This is a genomic window from Nocardioides albertanoniae, assembly GCF_006716315.1.
GTDB lineage: Bacteria > Actinomycetota > Actinomycetes > Propionibacteriales > Nocardioidaceae > Nocardioides > Nocardioides albertanoniae.
On record NZ_VFOV01000001.1, the window covers coordinates 2968366 to 2984273 of the forward strand.

The following is a 15908-nucleotide window of genomic DNA, read 5'->3' on the forward strand; positions in this document are numbered from 1 at the left end:
GCCTCACCGGTCGGCGGCGGTGAGCGGCTTGGCGATGTTCTCCAGCGACTGGCCCTCGGCCTTCACCCCGAGCACCGCCTCGGCGATACCGCCCAGGATCATCAGGACTGCCCCGATGAAGTAGCCCACGGCGATCCCGGTGATGTCGTCACCGGCCGATGCCCTCTCGATCAGCCACCCGAACAGCAGCGGTCCGCTGATCCCGCCGGCGGCGGTGCCGATGGCGTAGAAGAAGGCGATGCACAGCGCCCGGGTCTCCATCGGGAAGACCTCGCTCGCGGTCAGGTAGGCCGCGCTGGCACCCGCAGAGGCGATGAAGAAGATGACGGCTCCCGCGACCGTGAGCGTGACCGCGTCGAAGCTTCCGAGGAAGAAGCCGGCCAGCCCGAGCAGCAGACCGGAGACGACGTAGGTGCCGGTGATCATCGGCACCCTGCCGAGCTTGTCGAACAACGGGCTCAGCAGCAGCGCACCGGCGAAGTTGCTGACCGCGAAGATCGCCAGGAACCAGCCGGTCTGCTCGACCCCGAGGAAGGTGGTCAGGGTGTCGCCGTAGGTGAAGAAGAAGGCGTTGTAGAGGAAGGCCTGGCCGACGAACAGGGCGAAGCACAAGATCGTACGCCGCGGATACATCGTGAACACGGTGCGCGCGATCAGCCCCAGCCCGATCGTGGTGCGCTGCCTGATCGTGATCGTCTCGCCGACCGTCGGCAGGTCGTGGCCGGTCTCGGCACGCACCCTCTTCTCGATGTCGGCGACGATCTTCTCGCCGTCGTCCTCGCGCCCGTGGATGAAGAGCCAGCGTGGGCTCTCGGGCACGTTCTTGCGCACGAAGAGGATGCCGAGCGCGAGCACCGCGCCCAACGCGAAAGCGATCCGCCAGCCCCAGGCCGGATCGATCACCGCCTCGTTGAGCAGGAGCACGGTGAGCAGCGAGCCGCCGGCTGCGCCGATCCAGAACGATCCGTTGATGGCGACGTCGACCCGGCCCCGATACCTGGCGGGGATCAGCTCGTCGATAGCGGAGTTGATCGCGGCGTACTCGCCCCCGATGCCGGTGCCCGTGATGAAGCGGCAGGCGAAGTACCACAGCGGGTTCATCGAGAACGCGGTGAGCACGGTGCCGGCGAGATAGACGCCGAGGGTGATCATGAACAGCTTCTTGCGACCGAACCTGTCGGTGAGCTGCCCGAAGAAGAGGGCGCCGAGGCACGCGCCGGCCACGTAGATCGCCCCGGCGATCCCGATCTCGGAGCTGGACATCCCCAGCCCGGTGCCCTCCGGTTTGAGGGCTGCCGACATCGAGCCCACGATGGTGACCTCGAGACCGTCGAGGATCCACACGGTCCCCAGGCCGATCACGATCATCCAATGCCATCGTGCCCACGGCATCCGGTCCAGACGAGCCGGGATGTCAGTGGTGATCGTGCCGGTCTGTGCTCCGGACGCCATGCGACCGCCTCCTTGCCTCGATGGCGGGCCGGTACCCGTCGAGCGGCGTTCGCAACCCTGTCGGCCCGCGATCTCGATGTATGCGATCGCGGCAGATGGGTACGGGTAAAGAAACAGGTGTCGCCGACCGGCGGCCCTGATGCCCCCACTCGACACAGAACGGAGCCAGACATGTTGAGCAACCCAACCTTCGACTCCTCGTTCGCCGAACAGGCAGGTGATCGCCATGGCTGAGGGCACCGGGACCTCACCAGTCCAGACCTCCACCACCCCCAACAACTCCGCGCCGGTCAGCGCGGAGACCGAGGCGTCGATGGGCGAGCTCGTCCAGCGGCTCACGGAGCAGTCGACCAGGCTGGTGCACAGCGAGCTGGAGCTCGCGAAGGCCGAGATCGCGGCCAAGGGCAAGCACGCAGGTGTCGGAGCCGGCCTCTTCGGCGGCGCCGGCCTCATCACGCTCTACGGTCTCGGCGCGTTGATCACCGCCGGCATCCTGGCGCTGGCGCTGGTCGTGCCCGCCTGGGCGAGCGCACTGATCGTCGCGGTGGTGCTCTTCGTCATCGCCGGGATCGGCGCCCTGATCGGCAAGAAGCAGGTCTCCCAGGCGACACCCGCCGCCCCGGAGAAGACCATCGACAGTGTCAAACGTGACGTTGGCACCATGAAGGGAGGTGGGTCGTCATGACCGCACCGAAGCACTCAGGTGGGACCGGCGCCGGGGGCAGGAAGCCGGGCGTCGAGGCCATCCAGGCCGACATCGAGCAGACCCGCGAGCAGCTCGGCGAGACAGTCGACGAGCTCGCCGCCAAGCTCGATGTGAAGTCCAAGACCAAGGCCCGCGCGGCCGACGTCAAGAGCCAGGCCAACGAGAAGGCCAAGCTGGTCCAAGAGCGTGCCACCGAGCTCGGCCAGTCGGCCAAGGACTCCGCGACCGACTCCCAGGGCAACCCGAAGCCCTCGGTGCTCGGGGGTGCCGCGAGTGTCGCCGCGGTGGTGCTCGGCGTGATCGTGCTCGCCTCGATCCGCAAGAAGCGTCGCGGAAGCCACGGCTCCTAGCCGGCGCGATCTGAACTGCGAGTCGGCACGGTTGGGCGACCAACCGTGCCGACTTGTTCGTGCCGTGGGCGTCCCTTGGGCCGGCGCCGCCCGTTAGTTCGCCCGATAGGCACGAACGAACGTTCGTACGCCTTCCACGATCAGTCGCTCCACCCGGTCGTCCTTACCGGCATTGGCTGAGCCGAGACGATCGATGGCGACCCCGAACGTGAGGGCGAGGAACTGGTCGGCGGCGAGGCGGGGGTCGGAGACCTCGAGCAGGCCGGCGTCAGCGAGCGTGGAGAGTCGTTCGGCGATGGCCTCGTCGGGCGCATCGGCCAGGGAGTTGTAGGCGGGCTCTGGGAGGTGGGCGGACTCAGCCAGCACCAGGCGATGCAGCGCGGCATACTCGGTCGAGCCGAGCATGTCGGTGGCGATGCGCAATGCGAAGGTGACGAGCGCACCCTCGACCTGCGCGATCGTGGCCGGGGCTTCGGGGATCGTCTCGTCGAGAGTGCGTCGGACCGTGGCGACCAGCGACTCCCCCACCGCGTCCACGACGGCGCGCAGCAGCTGCTGCTTGTCGCCGAAGTAGTCATACACGGTGCGCTTCGACACCTCGGCCCGGGCAGCGATCGCATCGACGCTGGAGCGGTCGAAGCCGTCGGCGAGGAAGAGCTCCCTGGCTGCGACGAGGATCGCAGCCCGCTTCTGTGCCGATCCGGCACGCAGCGTCTTGGTCGTCGTCATGGGTCGATCTTAGGTCACCTACACTGTACGGTGTAGTGTAGGAATCGAATCGGCGCCTGCCACCACCGCAGCGCCGCCCCACGACCGCATCGATCTCGGAGACAACATGTCCACGACCTCGGCACCGCCTAGACGTGTCGGAAGGGCTGGCATCTCAGCCCTCGGTGTGCTGGCCGTCGCCACCGGAGCGCTGGAGTCGGTGGTGACGCCGACGCTCCCCCTCCTGCAGCGTGAGCTCGACATGACCCCCGCCGACGGTGCGCTGCTCAGCATCGTCCTGCTGATCACCGGCGCGCTCATCACGCCGGTCGCCGGGAAGCTGGGCGACCGCTTCGGCGGCAGGAAGATCCTCACCCGCCTGATGACGGTCGTCGCGGTCGGCGGGCTGGTCTCCGCCCTCGCACCGAGCCTGCCGTTCCTGCTTCTCGGCCAGGTTCTGCAGGGTGCGATGGTGGGCGCGCTGCCGCTCTCCTTCATCCTGGCCCGCAAGCATCTGCCCGCCGAGGAGTCGAAGGTCGCCATCGGCGTCATCAGCGGGCTCTTCGTGGGCGGCGGGATGGTCGGCACGCTCGCCGCCGGACCGGTCGCCGAAGGGCTCTCCCGCCACTGGATGTTCGCGATCCCCACCTTCGTCGTCATCGCCGCCACCGTCGCGGTGAGCCGTCTGCTGCCGACAGACGAGCCCGGCCAGACAGACAAGACCCGGCTCGACTGGGCGGGGCTGCTGCTCCTGAGCGGCGCCCTGGTCACCCTGATGCTCGCCCTGTCGCTGGCACCCGAGGTCGCCTCCCGCCCGCTCGCACTGCTCGGGCTGCTCGTGCTGCTCGGAGGGCTGGTGATCGGATGGATCGCCGTCGAGCGGCGCGCCGCCGCACCGATGGTGGACCTCCGCATGCTGGCGCTGCCCACGATGTGGCGATCATGCGTGCTGACGTTCGTGATCTGTGTCGGCACCTCGGCAGCGATCTACCTCGTCCCCCAGCTGCTCGCCGTGCCCACCGCCGACTACGGCTTCGGGGCGAGCGCCACCGAGATCGGGCTCCTCCTGCTCCCGGGGGCAGTGGCCGCCGCGGTCGCCGGCCCGGTCAGCGGCGTCGGCGTGCGTCGGCTCGGTCCGCGTGCCGTCGTCACGATCGGGATCGTCCTGCTGGTCACCGGACTGATCGGCGTCGCGATGGTCCACACCGAGGTCTGGCACATCGTCGTCGCGAAGACACTGATCGCGTTCGCGAGCGGTCTGTGTGTCACCGCCCTGGTCACCAACGTCGCGACCTCCGTCGCCGAGAGCGACACCGGCATCGCCTCGAGCCTGGTCCTGGTCACCCGCGTCGTCGGGTATGCCGTCGGTGCCCAGATCAGCGGAGCCCTCCTCACCGTCTCCACACCGTCAGGATCGAGCGTCCCCGCCGAGTCGGCCTTCGTCACCGGGTTCGTGCTCGCCGGCATCGTCAGCGCCCTGGCCATCATCGTCACCCGCACCATGAAGAAAGAAGTGACCTCATGACCCATCTCACCCAGTCCGACGACACCCGGCGCCGCCCGAGCCGCAAGGTCCTGATCTCCGGCGCCAGCGTCGCCGGCACCACACTCGCCTACTGGCTCAACCGACACGGGATCGAGGTCACCGTCGTCGAGAAGGCCGCCGGCGTGCGCAGCGGCGGATATCCCATCGACGTACGCGGCACCGCCCTCGAAGTGGTCCGCAGGATGGGGGTCCTGCTGCGGCTGCAGAAGGCCCACGTCGACCTGCGCAGGTTCACCTTCGTCGACGCCGACGGCGACCAGATCACCTCGGTCTCACCGCAGTCCGTCACCGGTGGCCAGGTGAACGACCTCGAGGTACGCCGCGGCGATCTGACCGACGCTCTCTACGCCACCGTCCGCGACGACGTCGAGTTCCTCTTCGACGACTCCATCGCCGTCCTCGACCAGTCCACGCACGGCGTCACCATCACCTTCGCGAGCGGTGCCGTACGCGAGTTCGACCTGGTCATCGGCGCCGACGGCCTCCACTCCAACACCCGTGGGCTCGCCTTCGGCCCCGAGGCGCAGTTCCACCGTTACCTCGGCCGCTGCTTCGCGATCTTCACCATGCCCAACAGCCTCGGCCTCTCCCACGAGAGCCTCATCTGGAACACCCCGGGCCGCGCCGCCGCCATCTACGCCGTCGACGAGGCCGAGCCGGTGCACGGCTTCCTCACCTTCGCCCGCTCCGAACAGCCCTTCGACGTCTTCCGCGACCTCGACGCCCAGCGCACCCTGGTCACCGATGTCTTCGCCGACGCCGGCTGGGAGGTGCCGGGCATGCTGAAGGCGATGCACGAGTCCGACGACATCTTCTTCGACGCGGTCAGCCAGATCCGCATGTCTCGGTGGTCATCGGGCCGCGTCGCGCTGGCCGGCGACGCTGCGTACGCACCATCGTTCCTCACCGGACAGGGCACCAGTCTCGCCCTCGTCGGCGCCTACATGCTCGCCGACGCGATCGCCACACAGGATCACCTCTCGGCCTTCGACACCTACGAGCAGACGACCCGTGGATTCGTCACCGACAACCAGGATCTCCTCGAGACGGGCAGCACCACGCTGTTCCCCACCACGCCGGAGGCTCTGGCGCAACGAGACGACCAGCTCCGCAACCTCAGCCGGCTACCGGCATCGCAGCCACACCCGGCTCACTCGAGCCTCGTCCTGCCCGACCTGGTGCCGACGACCTGAACGGCGGCGGTCAGCCCCGAGCATCGAGCGCGGCGCGCCGCTCGTGCAGGCGCTGCTGGGCGGCGGGCAGATAGGCCAGGCACGGCGCCTCGGCGTCCGGGTGCTTCTCCTTGAGGTGGAAGATCCACCGGTCCATCGCCGCCATGAAGCCGTTGTCGTCGCCGGGGCGGTAGGCGGACCACGGACGATCTCCCTTGGCCGTGCACACGGTGCAACTCACCTTGTAGACGAACTGCTGGTCGGCGCCGACGTCGATCTTCACCTTCGCCAGCGGACCGGCCTCGATCGCCGCCTTCCGCTCCCGCGCCGAACGACTCGCCACCATCTCCACCACTCCCCTGACCGATCCGTACGTTGCCCGGACCGTCGGCCTCGAACCTCTCGACCAGCCTAGTGCCCGCAGCCTGCGGACCGGGTTCCGGCGCAGCGCGCGGGGCGGCCACCACAGGAAAACAGTAACTTGTTCTCGTTCTCCTCGTTGAGGAGCCATGCGGCGTACGACGATCATCACGACGACCCTTGCCCTGCTGATGGTCTGGTTCACCGGGTCGGCCGCCCAGGCGGCCGACGAGCCGCACCCGGTCAACTACAACTTCCTCGAGAACGCCGCGATGTACGGCGCGCAGCCCTCGGCACCGGGGCAGAACATCTGGTCCTGCAAGCCGACCGAGGCCCACCCGCGACCGGTCGTGCTCGTGCACGGCACCGCAGGCAGTGCGGCCGGCAACTGGGGCACGCTCTCGGCCGTGCTGGCCAACGCCGGCTACTGCGTCTTCGCGCTCACCTACGGCGAGAACCCCGCGCTGACGTCGTCGCCGGTGCCCGTCGGCGGGATGAACAAGATGGAGGACAGCGCGGTCGAGCTCGACGCCTTCGTCGACAAGGTGCTGAAGGCGACCGGCACCTCGAAGGTCGACCTCGTCGGTCACTCGCAGGGCACCTTGATGCCGGCCTACTACGCGAAGTTCCTCGACGGCGCCGCGAAGATCGACCACTACGTGAGCCTCGCGCCGGTCTGGCACGGCGGCGGCGTATCGACCCTGGGCCAGCTCATGGTCGCCGGCGCCGCCTACGGCTTCAAGGCCGAAGACGTCTTGCCGATCGCCCAGTTCGGCCCCGAGGTGATCTCCGGGTCGCCGTTCATGAACAAGATCCGCGAGGGCGGAGCCGCCGTCGCGGGCGTGCGCTACACCAACATTGTCACGAAGTACGACGAGGTGGTCGTGCCCTACACCAGCGGCATCGAGCCCGGCATGAAGAACGTCGTGCTCCAGGACCACTGTGCCAAGGACTACTCCGACCACCTGCAGATCCCGTCGAGCCCCAATGCGATCCGGCTCGTGCAGAACGCTCTCGACCCTGCCCACGCGGAGCCGGTCGAGTGCCGCCGCGTGCTTCCCGTCAACGGTTTCGTCTACTGAGTGGTCCCCGGCGGCGTCGCCTCGTCACCGGAGCCGTTCACGGAGGTGCACGGTGACCTGGTCGCCGACGCCCTTGCCGATCTGACGGAGCAGCTCGGCCTTGACCGGAAGCTTGTGGGTGCCGTCACCGAGCGGCATGAAGGAGCTGCGGAAGGGCTGCCCGTCGACCTCTCCCGTGACCTTGACGAGACCGCGGGTGCCGAAGAGCTCGGCCGTCCAGTCGGTCACGACGTAGGTCCATCCGCCGGTCGCGTCGCTCTTCTGCACGGTGGCGGCGAAGGATGTGTCGATGGCGTGGACGTCGGTGATGGTGCTCGTGTGCATGATGGTCTCCTCGGTGCTGGTGGTGCGTTCAGTGGTCTCCGTACATCTGTGATCCGGGGGTGGTCAGCTCCTCGCCGGTCTCGAGCCAGGTCTTCAGACCGGACAGGATCATCGGCCAGCCGCCGTAGAGCTCGTCGGGAGCGTCGGGCGAGAGCTGGTCGTGGATCACCGTCAACCGGCAGGAGTCGCCGACGGGCTCGATCTCCCAGGTGACGCGCGAGGTGCCCGCGGCGGAGGCGGTCTCGCCCCAGACCGCGCGCATCGACTGCACCAGCCGTCGCGGCGGGTCGACCTCGAGGTTCTCGCCCTCGACCAACGGGCTCTCTGAGCCCGGGTGCTTCAGCGCATAGGCAGACCCCGGCGCCCAGTCGGACTCCACGCCCGCTCCGAAGTGGTAGCGCGCGCGGATCGCCGGGTCGGTGATCGCCTCCCAGAGTCGCTCCGGGCTGGTGCGGATGTAGATCTCGAAGACCTCCTCCATGGTGTCCTCCAGTTCGGACTTGAGATCGACCAGCCCGGCCGCCCAGCCCTCGGTGTACTTGCTCACCCAGCGGTCGTGGATGAGGCGGATCGGGACCACGTTGAGGAAGTGCAGCTTCTCTCTCCCCCGGCGTCGGCTCACCACGAGCCCGGCCTCTTCGAGGAGCCGCAGGTGCTTCGCGACCGCGATCCTCGTCATGTCGTGCCGGGCCGTCAGAGCCGCCAGGGTCTGGCCGTCGTCACTGAAGAGCGCGTCGAGAAGCGCTCGTCGGGTCGGGTCAGCCAACGCCCTGAACACGGAGTCCATGACCCCCACAATAGGAAACCATTTGGTTTCCTGTCAACGGATGACCGATCTCTTTCCTTGACGACTAGATCAATAAGTGATTAAGTCACTTGATGTGACCAGTAACACATCGCTCTCTGAACGCATCGCCGACGGCATCGTCGCCATGATCGAGGCCGCGGGCCTGGAGCCGGGCGACGCCCTGGCCTCCTCCCGCGAGCTGGCCAAGCGCTTCGAGGTGACCACGCCGACCATCCGCGAGGCGCTGCGCCGCCTGGAGGCGACCGACGTGATCCGCTTCCGTCACGGATCGGGCACCTACGTGAGCGGCGGGGTGAACCGGCGGCTGCTGGTCAACCCGCACGTCTCCGGGTCGCGGAGCGAGTCGGTCCTCGAGCTCCTCGACGCCCGGATCGTGCTGGAGCCCCCGGTCGCGGCGGCGGCCGCCGCGCAGCGTACGGAGATCGACCTGGCGGCGCTGACCCGCTCGGCCGACAACTCCCTCAAGCCGCAGCACGGCGACGAGCGACCCGAGCTGCACTTCCACGTGGCGCTCGCCGGCGCCTCGGGCAACCACCTCCTGCGCGAGACGGTCGAGGCGTTGTTGCAGGTCAGAGCCCGCGACCAGATCGAGATCCGACACCGCTACACCGACCGCGAGCGCGACCACGCCGACCACGTGCGCATCGTCGAGGCCGTACGCGACGGCGACCCTGCCGCCGCCGAGGCGATGACCCGCGACCACCTGATCGCCATCAGGGACACCCTGGCCGCCACCCTCGGCACCGACGTCACGGAGCAGCACGGATGAGCGCGCGACTGGCAGAGATGACCACCCTCGAGGCGACCCGTGCCGCCGAGGACGGGACGATCGTGGTGCTGCCCGTGGGCGCCTTCGAGCAGCACGGTGCCGCGCTCCCGATGGCCACCGACCAGATCCGCGCCGAGGCGCTCGCCGACGCCGTCGCCGAGGCGCTGCCCGGCAGGGTGATCATCGGCCCCGGGGTGCCGGTCGGGGTCTCACCTCATCACCAGGCCTTCGCCGGCACGGTCAGCCTGCGACCGGCCCTCTTCGCCGCCGTCGTACGTGAGTACGTCGAGTCGCTGGCCGCCCACGGCTGGCGCCGCTTCCTGGTCATCACCGGGCACGGCGGCAACAACTCCACCCTCGGCACCATCGCCCAGGACCTGCTGCGCGACCGGCCCGACATCGAGTTCGCCTGGGCCCCGGTCACGGCGCTGGCCAAGGACGCCGTCGCCGAGATGGAGCTCAGCGCGATCAGCGGTCACAGCGGTGAGGCCGAGACCTCCCAGATGCTGCACGTCGCCCCCGATCTCGTACGCCACGACCTGCTCGCCCCTGGCACCACCACGCCCGACGAGCTCGACCCCTTCGCCCGGCTGGCTCGCTCGGTGAGCCATCCCGCCGTCGCCGTCGCCTACGACCGCCTCTCCCCCACCGGCGTGCTCGGCGACCCGCGACGCGCGAGCGCCGAGCACGGTCGGGCGATCTACGCCGAGGCCACCGACCGGCTCGTCGCCTTCATCAAGGAGTGGCTCGACACCTAGGCCGGCACCGGCCACCACAAGCTCGGGACCCGACCGGCACGCGCACCGCGTCGCCGGGCGATCCAGCACACCCGAAATGCCCCGAAAGGAGCACGACATGTCCCCACGACACCTCCGCCTCCTGGCGCCGGTCGCCGCCGTCACAGCCGTGACCGCCGTGTCCTTGGCCCCCAGCGCTGTCACCGCCCTGTCCCCCGCCTCCTCCGATGCCGCTCAGCGATCCTCCGCTCAGGCCTCCACGAGCAGGGCGGCGTGCACCAAGCCCACCGAGCAGGAGCCCGACAGCAGCCAGAAGCACGAGCTGACCAGCGGCGGCATCGAGCGCAGCTATGTGCTCCGCCTGCCTGAGGGCTATGACAAGCGTGACAGCTGGCCGCTGATCGTCGCCTACCACGGCCGCGGCAGCACCGGGGTCGAGGTCGAAGGCTTCTCCGAGCTCTCCGACCTGCCCGCGGTCGTCGCCTATCCCGACGGCGCGATCGGCACCGGATCCGGCTACCGCAAGGCCTGGCAGGGCGCACCGTACGAGGCGCCGGGCGTCGACGACGTCGCCTTCACCCGCGACCTGCTCGGCGCGATCGAGGCCGACCACTGCATCGACACCTCCAGGGTCTATGCCACCGGCAAGTCCAACGGCGCCGGCCTGGCCGTGCTGCTCGGCTGCCAGCTGCCCGGCACGTTCGCCGCCGTCGCCCCGGTCGCACCCGCTCTCTACCCCGGCACCCGCACCGGCTGCGACGAGGCTCCGGCGACGCCGATCCTCGAGATCCACGGCGTCGCCGACGCGACCATCCCCTATGCCGGCGACCCCGACCGCGACCTGCCCGCCATCCCCGAGTGGACGCAGGGCTGGGCCGACCACAACGGCTGCACCGAGACCGCCACCCGCACCCTCCGCGACGTGACCACCACGCGCTGGACCGGCTGCGACCACGACGCCGAGGTCGAGCACGTAGCCGTCGACGGCGGCGGCCACGTCTGGCCGGGCGGCGACATCTACTCCGGTGGCGGCCACGTCACCCACACCATCGAGTCCGCGTCGGTGATCTGGGACTTCTTCTCCCGGCACCGCCTCACCAGCGAAGGGTGACTGCCATGACCAGCACCGCAACCACCACCGGACCAGGTGGCACCGGGAACAGCCCCGACAAGCTGCCCTGGATCATCCGCGCCATGGGCGTGGTCGAACGCGTCGGCAACGCTCTGCCCCACCCGTTCTGGCTCTTCTGGATCCTGGCCGGCATCCTCGCCGTGATCAGCGCGATCTGCGCCGCGGCCGGCGTCTCGGTCGTCTCCCCCGGAGACGGCGAGCGGGTCGTCGTGCAGAACCTGCTCAGCGGCGACGGACTGGCCATGGCCGTCTCCACGATGGTCTCCAACTTCGCGGAGTTCCCGCCGATGGCCACCATCGTCGTGGTCATCATGGGGGTCGCGGTCGCCGAGCGCACCGGGTTCCTCACCGCCGCCATGAAGGTCGGCATCTCGCGGGTGCCGGTCGGCTGGGTCGTCTTCGCCGTCGCGTTCACCGGCACGGTCTCCCACGTGGCCTCCGCCGCGGCGTACATCATCCTGGTGCCGCTCGGTGGCCTCGCCTTCCGCGCGGTGGGCAAGTCGCCCATCCTCGGCATCGTGGTCGCCTACACCTCGATCGCCAGCGGCTACGACGCGAGCCCTGTGCCCACGCCCAACGACGCGATCTTCGCCGGCATCACCACCGCCGCCGCCCAGATCATCGACGAGAGCGCGTACGTCTCGCCGGTCAGCAACTGGTTCTTCAACATCGCGTCCTCGCTGCTGCTGGCCGCCGTGATCACCCTGATGACCAAGTTCGTCCTCTCCAAGCGGCCTGACCTCGACGCCGACGCCGACGCGGACGACGCCGACTTCGGCACCCTCGAGCTCGACGGTCGCGAGCGTCGCTCGCTGCGCTGGGCGATGGCGACCCTCCTTGCCGCGATCGTGGTCATCGCCGCGGTCGTGATCCCGGGCGGATCACCGCTGCGGGGTGAGGACGGGTCGCTGACCGAGTCGCCGTTCCTGACCGGGATCGCCGCGATCGTCGCGGTGCTCTTCGGCCTCGCCGGCATCGTCTACGGCAGCCTGTCGGGATCGATCACGAAGGCCGGCGACGTGCCGACGCTGATGGGCCAGGGGATCAAGCAGATGGCGCCGGTGCTGGTGCTGTTCTTCGCGATCGCCCAGTTCCTGGCCTACTTCGAGTGGTCGCACCTCGGCGACGTCCTCGCGGTCAACTCCGCTGAGCTGCTGCAGACCAGCAACATCCCGGTCTGGGTGGTCTTCCTGCTCGTGCTGGTGCTGCTCGGCTTCGTCAACATCCTGGTCACCAGCGGCTCGGCCATGTGGTCGATCGCAGCGCCCATCCTGGTGCCCATGCTGATGCTGCTCGCGGTGCCGCCGGAGACCACCCAGGCGCTCTTCCGGATCGCCGACTCCGGCTCCACCGCGATCACCCCGATGAGCCCCTACTTCGTGATGGCGCTCGGCTTCCTGCAGCGCTACCGCAAGGACGCCGGCATCGGCACCCTCGCCTCCTACACGCTGCCGCTGGCCATCGCCATGACCATCGCCTGGACCGCGCTGTTCTTCCTGTGGTGGGGCCTCGGCATCCCGCTGGGACCGGGGGCGCCGGTCCGCTGACCTTCCTCCTCCCCCACCGGCAGTGCCGGGCTCACCTCGAGGTGAGCCCGGCACTGCTCATGCTCGTGCTCAGCGGATGCCGGTCTGCGCGACGCCCTGCACGATCCGGCGCTGCAGGAGCAGGAACGCGGCGAAGAGCGGGAGGATGCCCAGGATCGAGGAGGCCATCGTCTCGGCGTACTGGATCGCGGAGCCGCCGATCAGGCTGCTCAGCCCGACGGGGATGGTCTGCGACTTGGTCTGGGTCAGCACGAGGAGGGGCAGCAGGAAGGCGTTCCAGGTGCTGATGAAGGTCAAGATCGCGACAGCCGAGGTGGCCGGGCGGCACAGCGGCATGCAGATCTGCAGATAGATCCGCCACCAGCCGACACCGTCGATCCGGGCGGCGTCGATCAGCGAGTCGGGGATCTGCCGGAAGAACGCCCGGAAGATGAAGACCGCGACCGGCGCCGCGATGGCGGGAAGGATCAGGGCCCAGTACGTCCCCAGCAGGTGGAACGCCCGCAGCTGCATGAACTGCGGCAGCACCAGCGACTCCATCGGCATCATGATCCCCGCCAGCACCAGGGCCACCAGGACCCGCTTCCCGCGGAAGTCGAGGTGTGCCAGCGCGAACCCGATCATCGAGCAGACGGCCACCGTGAGGACGACCGCGAGCACCGAGATGATCAGGCTGTTGACGTACCACCAGCCGATCGGGTTCGCGTCCCATGCCTTCGAGTAGGCGTCGAGGGTCCAGCTGCTCCCCCAGAAGTCGACCGGGTCGGCGGTGATCTCGTCGTTGGGCCGCAAGGAGGTGATCAGCGCCCACGCGAAGGGCACCAGCCACAGCAGCGCGAAGACCACCAGGCACGTGGTCGCCAGCCGGTTGAACGCCTTCGTGGCCAGATCCGGGTGGAACCCGCGTCCCGCTCTCGGCGTGCTCATCAGACTCATTCGGCCACCTTTCGTCCGCGGCGCAGCAAGGCCCAGATCACCGCGACGAGCACCAGGGCGAGGAAGTAGACCATCGTCGCGGAGGCGGCGTACCCACCGCGGTAGGAGGTGAAGCCGGTGTCGTAGATGTATTCGATCGCCGGCCGGGTCGCCTTGTCCGGTCCGCCCTGCAGGAGCAGGTAGATCTGGTCGAAGACCTTCAGCGAGGCCAGCACCTGCAGGAGCACCACCAGGCTGATCGTCGAGCGCACCATCGGGATCGTCAGGTGTCGCATCTGCTGGAGCGGCGAGGTGCCGTCGAGCGCCGCGGCCTCGTAGACGTCTTCGGGGATGTCCATGATCGCGGCCAGGTAGAGGATGAAGTTGAAGCCGAAGGTCCACCACACGGTCAGCATCACCACGGAGAACCAGGCGCCGTTCACGCTGCCCAGGAAGTCCGGAGCGGTCAGGCCGACCCAACCGAAGGCGTGGCTGATCAGCCCGGTCTCGGGCGTGTACATGAACGCGAAGATCAGGCACACGATCGAGGACGGCACGACGTAGGGAGCGAAGAACGCCAGCCGGAAGAACCACTGGTTGCGGGTGACCCGGGCCGCGAGCATCGCCGCGATCAGCGGGAGCACGACCAGCAGCGGCGTGGTCAGCAGCGTGAACAGGGTCGAGTGCCACATCGACGCCCAGAACTCTCCGCTGCCGAGCACCTCGGCGTAGTTGTCGAGGCCGACCCACTCCCCCAGGCCCGGGGCCACGGTGGCGGTGTTGAAGAAGCTCACCACCAGACCGACCAGCACCGGGCCGACCAGGAAGAGCGCGTAGATCACCAGGAACGGCATCGAGAAGAGCCAGCCGGCACGGTTGTGCTCGGAACGCCTGCGCTCGGAACGCCTGTGCTCGGCGCGGGTGATCGTCACAGAAGACATCCGACTCCTCCTCAACCGACCGGCGGCTTCGCCGTGGCGTACGTCTTCAGCGCGGAGATCATGTCGCCCACCGCGGCGGCCGGCTCGACCTGGCCGGCGAGGACTCGGGAGATGACCCCGCCCATGGAGTTCTGGAAGTCGGAGCCGGCGCCGGTGTACCACCCCGGTGGGTCGTAGACGGCCTCGAACGCGGCGCGGACGTAGTTGCTCTGCGGCTGCTTGCTGGTGAACTCCTCGCTCTCCTGGGTCGGCAGCCAGGCAGGTACGTGGCCGCCGCCGGCCCAGGTCGCGGAGTCCTCGAGCAGCCCCTTGATGAAGGCGACGGCCTGGCGCGAGCCTTCGCTCGAACGGCCGTCGCTGCGTGGGACGACCAGCGCGTGCGAGTCGGCGTACGACCTCGGCTCCTCGCCGAGGATCGCGGGGAACGGCACCACGTCGAAGGCGAGCGGGTCACCGGAGGGCAGCGTGACGCCGCTGTAGGTCGGGATCTGCCAGACGCCGTCGAAGAGGAACCCCACCCGGCCCTGGCCGAACAGCGTCGACGCGGTGGTGATCGTGGCGCTGTGCGGCATCAGCTTCTTGCCCACCGTCAGCTCGCGCATCAGCGCGAAGGTCTCCTCCGCCGCGTCGCGGTCCAGCGTGATCCGGGTGCCCTGGTCCTCGAGGATCGACCCGGCGAGGCCGGAGTAGAGCGTGAGGAAGAACCGCCACGTCGTCGACGGGTCGGCGGTGTTGGAGGCGACAGCGCCGAAGTCGCCGCCGACCTCTTTCATCGCGCTGATCGCGCCGACGAACTCGTCGCGTCCGGCCAGCTGCCTCAGCCTGCCGTCGCCGTCGAGCAGGCCGGCCCTCTTCGCCAGCGTGCGGTTGTAGAACATGACGAACGGGTGGGTGTCCAACGGCACCGCGTACGTCGCACCGCCGACGGTCGCCTTCGACCAGGCGGCCGGCGTGAACCTGTCTCGGGTGACACCCGCGGCGGTGAGGCCCGCCTCCTCGACGGTCTCGAGCAGGCCGGCCTCGGCGAGCAGCGGCAGCCGGGAGAGGTGGGCGACGGCGACGTCGGGCGGCCGGCCGCTCGACGCGGCCAGGGCGAGCTTCGTGTAGTAGGGGTTGCCCCAGGAGAGCAGGGTGGACTCGACGCTGATGCCGGCCGAGGCCTGCACGTCCTCGACCATCGTGGCCATGTTGGCGCCGTCACCGCCGCTGAAGAGGTGCCAGAAGATGACGTCGGCGGTGGCCGGTTGTGAACCGGTCAGGCTGGAGACGACCGGCGAGGCGCAGCCTGAGGCCAGACCTGCCACGACGAGGCCGCTGGAGAGGCGGAGGAAGTCGCGCCGTGTGGGGGAACCTGTCACG

17 protein-coding genes are annotated in these 15908 nt (G+C 69.0%); 9 read left to right on the forward strand and 8 right to left on the reverse strand.

Going from position 1 to position 15908, the window contains the following annotated elements; genetic code table 11:
• Positions 1 to 3 precede the first annotated feature (3 nt).
• On the reverse strand, positions 4 to 1452 hold the full coding sequence (locus FB381_RS14305) for an MFS transporter (RefSeq protein WP_141780900.1): 1449 nt from the start codon (positions 1450 to 1452) through the stop codon (positions 4 to 6).
• A gap of 226 nt (positions 1453 to 1678) precedes the next feature.
• Here FB381_RS14305 and FB381_RS14310 point away from each other — a divergent pair, with 226 nt between their 5' ends.
• Both FB381_RS14310 and FB381_RS14315 read left to right on the forward strand, forming a co-directional pair.
• Positions 1679 to 2137 carry a phage holin family protein gene (locus FB381_RS14310; RefSeq protein ID WP_141780901.1) on the forward strand — a complete coding sequence of 153 codons (459 nt, stop codon included), beginning with the start codon at positions 1679 to 1681 and terminating at the stop codon, positions 2135 to 2137.
• The gene (locus tag FB381_RS14315; protein ID WP_141780902.1) at positions 2134 to 2508 is read left to right on the forward strand and encodes a DUF3618 domain-containing protein; all 375 of its coding nucleotides are present in this window, start codon (positions 2134 to 2136) and stop codon (positions 2506 to 2508) included. Before FB381_RS14310 ends, FB381_RS14315 begins: the two co-directional genes overlap by 4 nt.
• A 93-nt stretch (positions 2509 to 2601) precedes the next feature.
• Here FB381_RS14315 and FB381_RS14320 read toward each other — a convergent pair whose 3' ends face one another.
• Entirely contained in the window at positions 2602 to 3237 is a 636-nt protein-coding gene (locus FB381_RS14320) for a TetR/AcrR family transcriptional regulator (RefSeq protein ID WP_141780903.1), read from the reverse strand.
• Between the two features lie 106 nt (positions 3238 to 3343).
• On the opposite strand from FB381_RS14320, the gene FB381_RS14325 reads away from it, so the two are divergent.
• Both FB381_RS14325 and FB381_RS14330 read left to right on the forward strand, forming a co-directional pair.
• Positions 3344 to 4741, forward strand: coding sequence for an MFS transporter (locus FB381_RS14325; RefSeq protein ID WP_141780904.1), 1398 nt, complete (start codon positions 3344 to 3346; stop codon positions 4739 to 4741).
• Positions 4738 to 5955, forward strand: a complete 1218-nt coding sequence (locus FB381_RS14330; RefSeq protein WP_141780905.1) for an FAD-dependent monooxygenase — start codon at positions 4738 to 4740, stop codon at positions 5953 to 5955. Before FB381_RS14325 ends, FB381_RS14330 begins: the two co-directional genes overlap by 4 nt.
• A gap of 10 nt (positions 5956 to 5965) precedes the next feature.
• On the opposite strand, the gene FB381_RS14335 is transcribed toward FB381_RS14330, so the two are convergent.
• The gene (locus tag FB381_RS14335; protein ID WP_141780906.1) at positions 5966 to 6280 is read right to left on the reverse strand and encodes a hypothetical protein; all 315 of its coding nucleotides are present in this window, start codon (positions 6278 to 6280) and stop codon (positions 5966 to 5968) included.
• Positions 6281 to 6443: 163 nt separating this feature from the next.
• On the opposite strand from FB381_RS14335, the gene FB381_RS14340 reads away from it, so the two are divergent.
• Positions 6444 to 7376, forward strand: coding sequence for an esterase/lipase family protein (locus FB381_RS14340; protein WP_211352435.1), 933 nt, complete (start codon positions 6444 to 6446; stop codon positions 7374 to 7376).
• A 24-nt stretch (positions 7377 to 7400) separates the two neighbouring features.
• On the opposite strand, the gene FB381_RS14345 is transcribed toward FB381_RS14340, so the two are convergent.
• Complete coding sequence (locus tag FB381_RS14345) at positions 7401 to 7700, reverse strand: DUF1905 domain-containing protein (protein ID WP_141780907.1); 300 nt, start codon at positions 7698 to 7700, stop codon at positions 7401 to 7403.
• Between the two features lie 28 nt (positions 7701 to 7728).
• Positions 7729 to 8487 carry an ArsR/SmtB family transcription factor gene (locus tag FB381_RS14350; RefSeq protein ID WP_141780908.1) on the reverse strand — a complete coding sequence of 253 codons (759 nt, stop codon included), beginning with the start codon at positions 8485 to 8487 and terminating at the stop codon, positions 7729 to 7731.
• A 94-nt stretch (positions 8488 to 8581) separates the two neighbouring features.
• Here FB381_RS14350 and FB381_RS14355 point away from each other — a divergent pair, with 94 nt between their 5' ends.
• From FB381_RS14355 to FB381_RS14370, 4 genes are all read left to right on the forward strand, one after another.
• Entirely contained in the window at positions 8582 to 9277 is a 696-nt protein-coding gene (locus FB381_RS14355) for a FadR/GntR family transcriptional regulator (RefSeq protein ID WP_141780909.1), read from the forward strand.
• Entirely contained in the window at positions 9274 to 10035 is a 762-nt protein-coding gene (locus FB381_RS14360) for a creatininase family protein (protein ID WP_141780910.1), read from the forward strand. The genes FB381_RS14355 and FB381_RS14360 overlap by 4 nt, the downstream gene beginning before the upstream one ends.
• A 97-nt stretch (positions 10036 to 10132) precedes the next feature.
• Complete coding sequence (locus tag FB381_RS14365; protein ID WP_141780911.1) at positions 10133 to 11125, forward strand: CE1 family esterase; 993 nt, start codon at positions 10133 to 10135, stop codon at positions 11123 to 11125.
• A gap of 5 nt (positions 11126 to 11130) precedes the next feature.
• Positions 11131 to 12693: an AbgT family transporter gene (locus tag FB381_RS14370; RefSeq protein ID WP_141780912.1), complete on the forward strand. Its 1563-nt coding sequence runs from the start codon at positions 11131 to 11133 to the stop codon at positions 12691 to 12693.
• Between the two features lie 69 nt (positions 12694 to 12762).
• Here FB381_RS14370 and FB381_RS14375 read toward each other — a convergent pair whose 3' ends face one another.
• Genes FB381_RS14375 through FB381_RS14385 form a run of 3 tightly spaced genes read right to left on the reverse strand, consistent with a single transcriptional unit; the run spans position 12763 to position 15907 of the window.
• Entirely contained in the window at positions 12763 to 13629 is an 867-nt protein-coding gene (locus FB381_RS14375; protein WP_141780913.1) for a carbohydrate ABC transporter permease, read from the reverse strand.
• Entirely contained in the window at positions 13626 to 14549 is a 924-nt protein-coding gene (locus tag FB381_RS14380) for a carbohydrate ABC transporter permease (RefSeq protein WP_141780914.1), read from the reverse strand. Before FB381_RS14380 ends, FB381_RS14375 begins: the two co-directional genes overlap by 4 nt.
• Before the next feature lie 11 nt (positions 14550 to 14560).
• Positions 14561 to 15907 (reverse strand): extracellular solute-binding protein, encoded by a 1347-nt coding sequence (locus tag FB381_RS14385; RefSeq protein WP_211352436.1) that lies wholly within the window; start codon positions 15905 to 15907, stop codon positions 14561 to 14563.
• Position 15908 lies beyond the last annotated feature (1 nt).

Bases quoted from the DNA above. Each gene is read 5' to 3' on its own strand.
- FB381_RS14305 (WP_141780900.1), bottom strand. From the start codon at position 1,452: ATGGCGTCCGGAGCACAGACCGGCACGATCACCACTGACATCCCGGCT.
- FB381_RS14310 (WP_141780901.1), top strand. From the start codon at position 1,679: ATGGCTGAGGGCACCGGGACCTCACCAGTCCAGACCTCCACCACCCCC.
- FB381_RS14315 (WP_141780902.1), top strand. From the start codon at position 2,134: ATGACCGCACCGAAGCACTCAGGTGGGACCGGCGCCGGGGGCAGGAAG.
- FB381_RS14320 (WP_141780903.1), bottom strand. From the start codon at position 3,237: ATGACGACGACCAAGACGCTGCGTGCCGGATCGGCACAGAAGCGGGCT.
- FB381_RS14325 (WP_141780904.1), top strand. From the start codon at position 3,344: ATGTCCACGACCTCGGCACCGCCTAGACGTGTCGGAAGGGCTGGCATC.
- FB381_RS14330 (WP_141780905.1), top strand. From the start codon at position 4,738: ATGACCCATCTCACCCAGTCCGACGACACCCGGCGCCGCCCGAGCCGC.
- FB381_RS14335 (WP_141780906.1), bottom strand. From the start codon at position 6,280: ATGGTGGCGAGTCGTTCGGCGCGGGAGCGGAAGGCGGCGATCGAGGCC.
- FB381_RS14340 (WP_211352435.1), top strand. From the start codon at position 6,444: ATGCGGCGTACGACGATCATCACGACGACCCTTGCCCTGCTGATGGTC.
- FB381_RS14345 (WP_141780907.1), bottom strand. From the start codon at position 7,700: ATGCACACGAGCACCATCACCGACGTCCACGCCATCGACACATCCTTC.
- FB381_RS14350 (WP_141780908.1), bottom strand. From the start codon at position 8,487: ATGGACTCCGTGTTCAGGGCGTTGGCTGACCCGACCCGACGAGCGCTT.
- FB381_RS14360 (WP_141780910.1), top strand. From the start codon at position 9,274: ATGAGCGCGCGACTGGCAGAGATGACCACCCTCGAGGCGACCCGTGCC.
- FB381_RS14365 (WP_141780911.1), top strand. From the start codon at position 10,133: ATGTCCCCACGACACCTCCGCCTCCTGGCGCCGGTCGCCGCCGTCACA.
- FB381_RS14370 (WP_141780912.1), top strand. From the start codon at position 11,131: ATGACCAGCACCGCAACCACCACCGGACCAGGTGGCACCGGGAACAGC.
- FB381_RS14375 (WP_141780913.1), bottom strand. From the start codon at position 13,629: ATGAGTCTGATGAGCACGCCGAGAGCGGGACGCGGGTTCCACCCGGAT.
- FB381_RS14380 (WP_141780914.1), bottom strand. From the start codon at position 14,549: ATGTCTTCTGTGACGATCACCCGCGCCGAGCACAGGCGTTCCGAGCGC.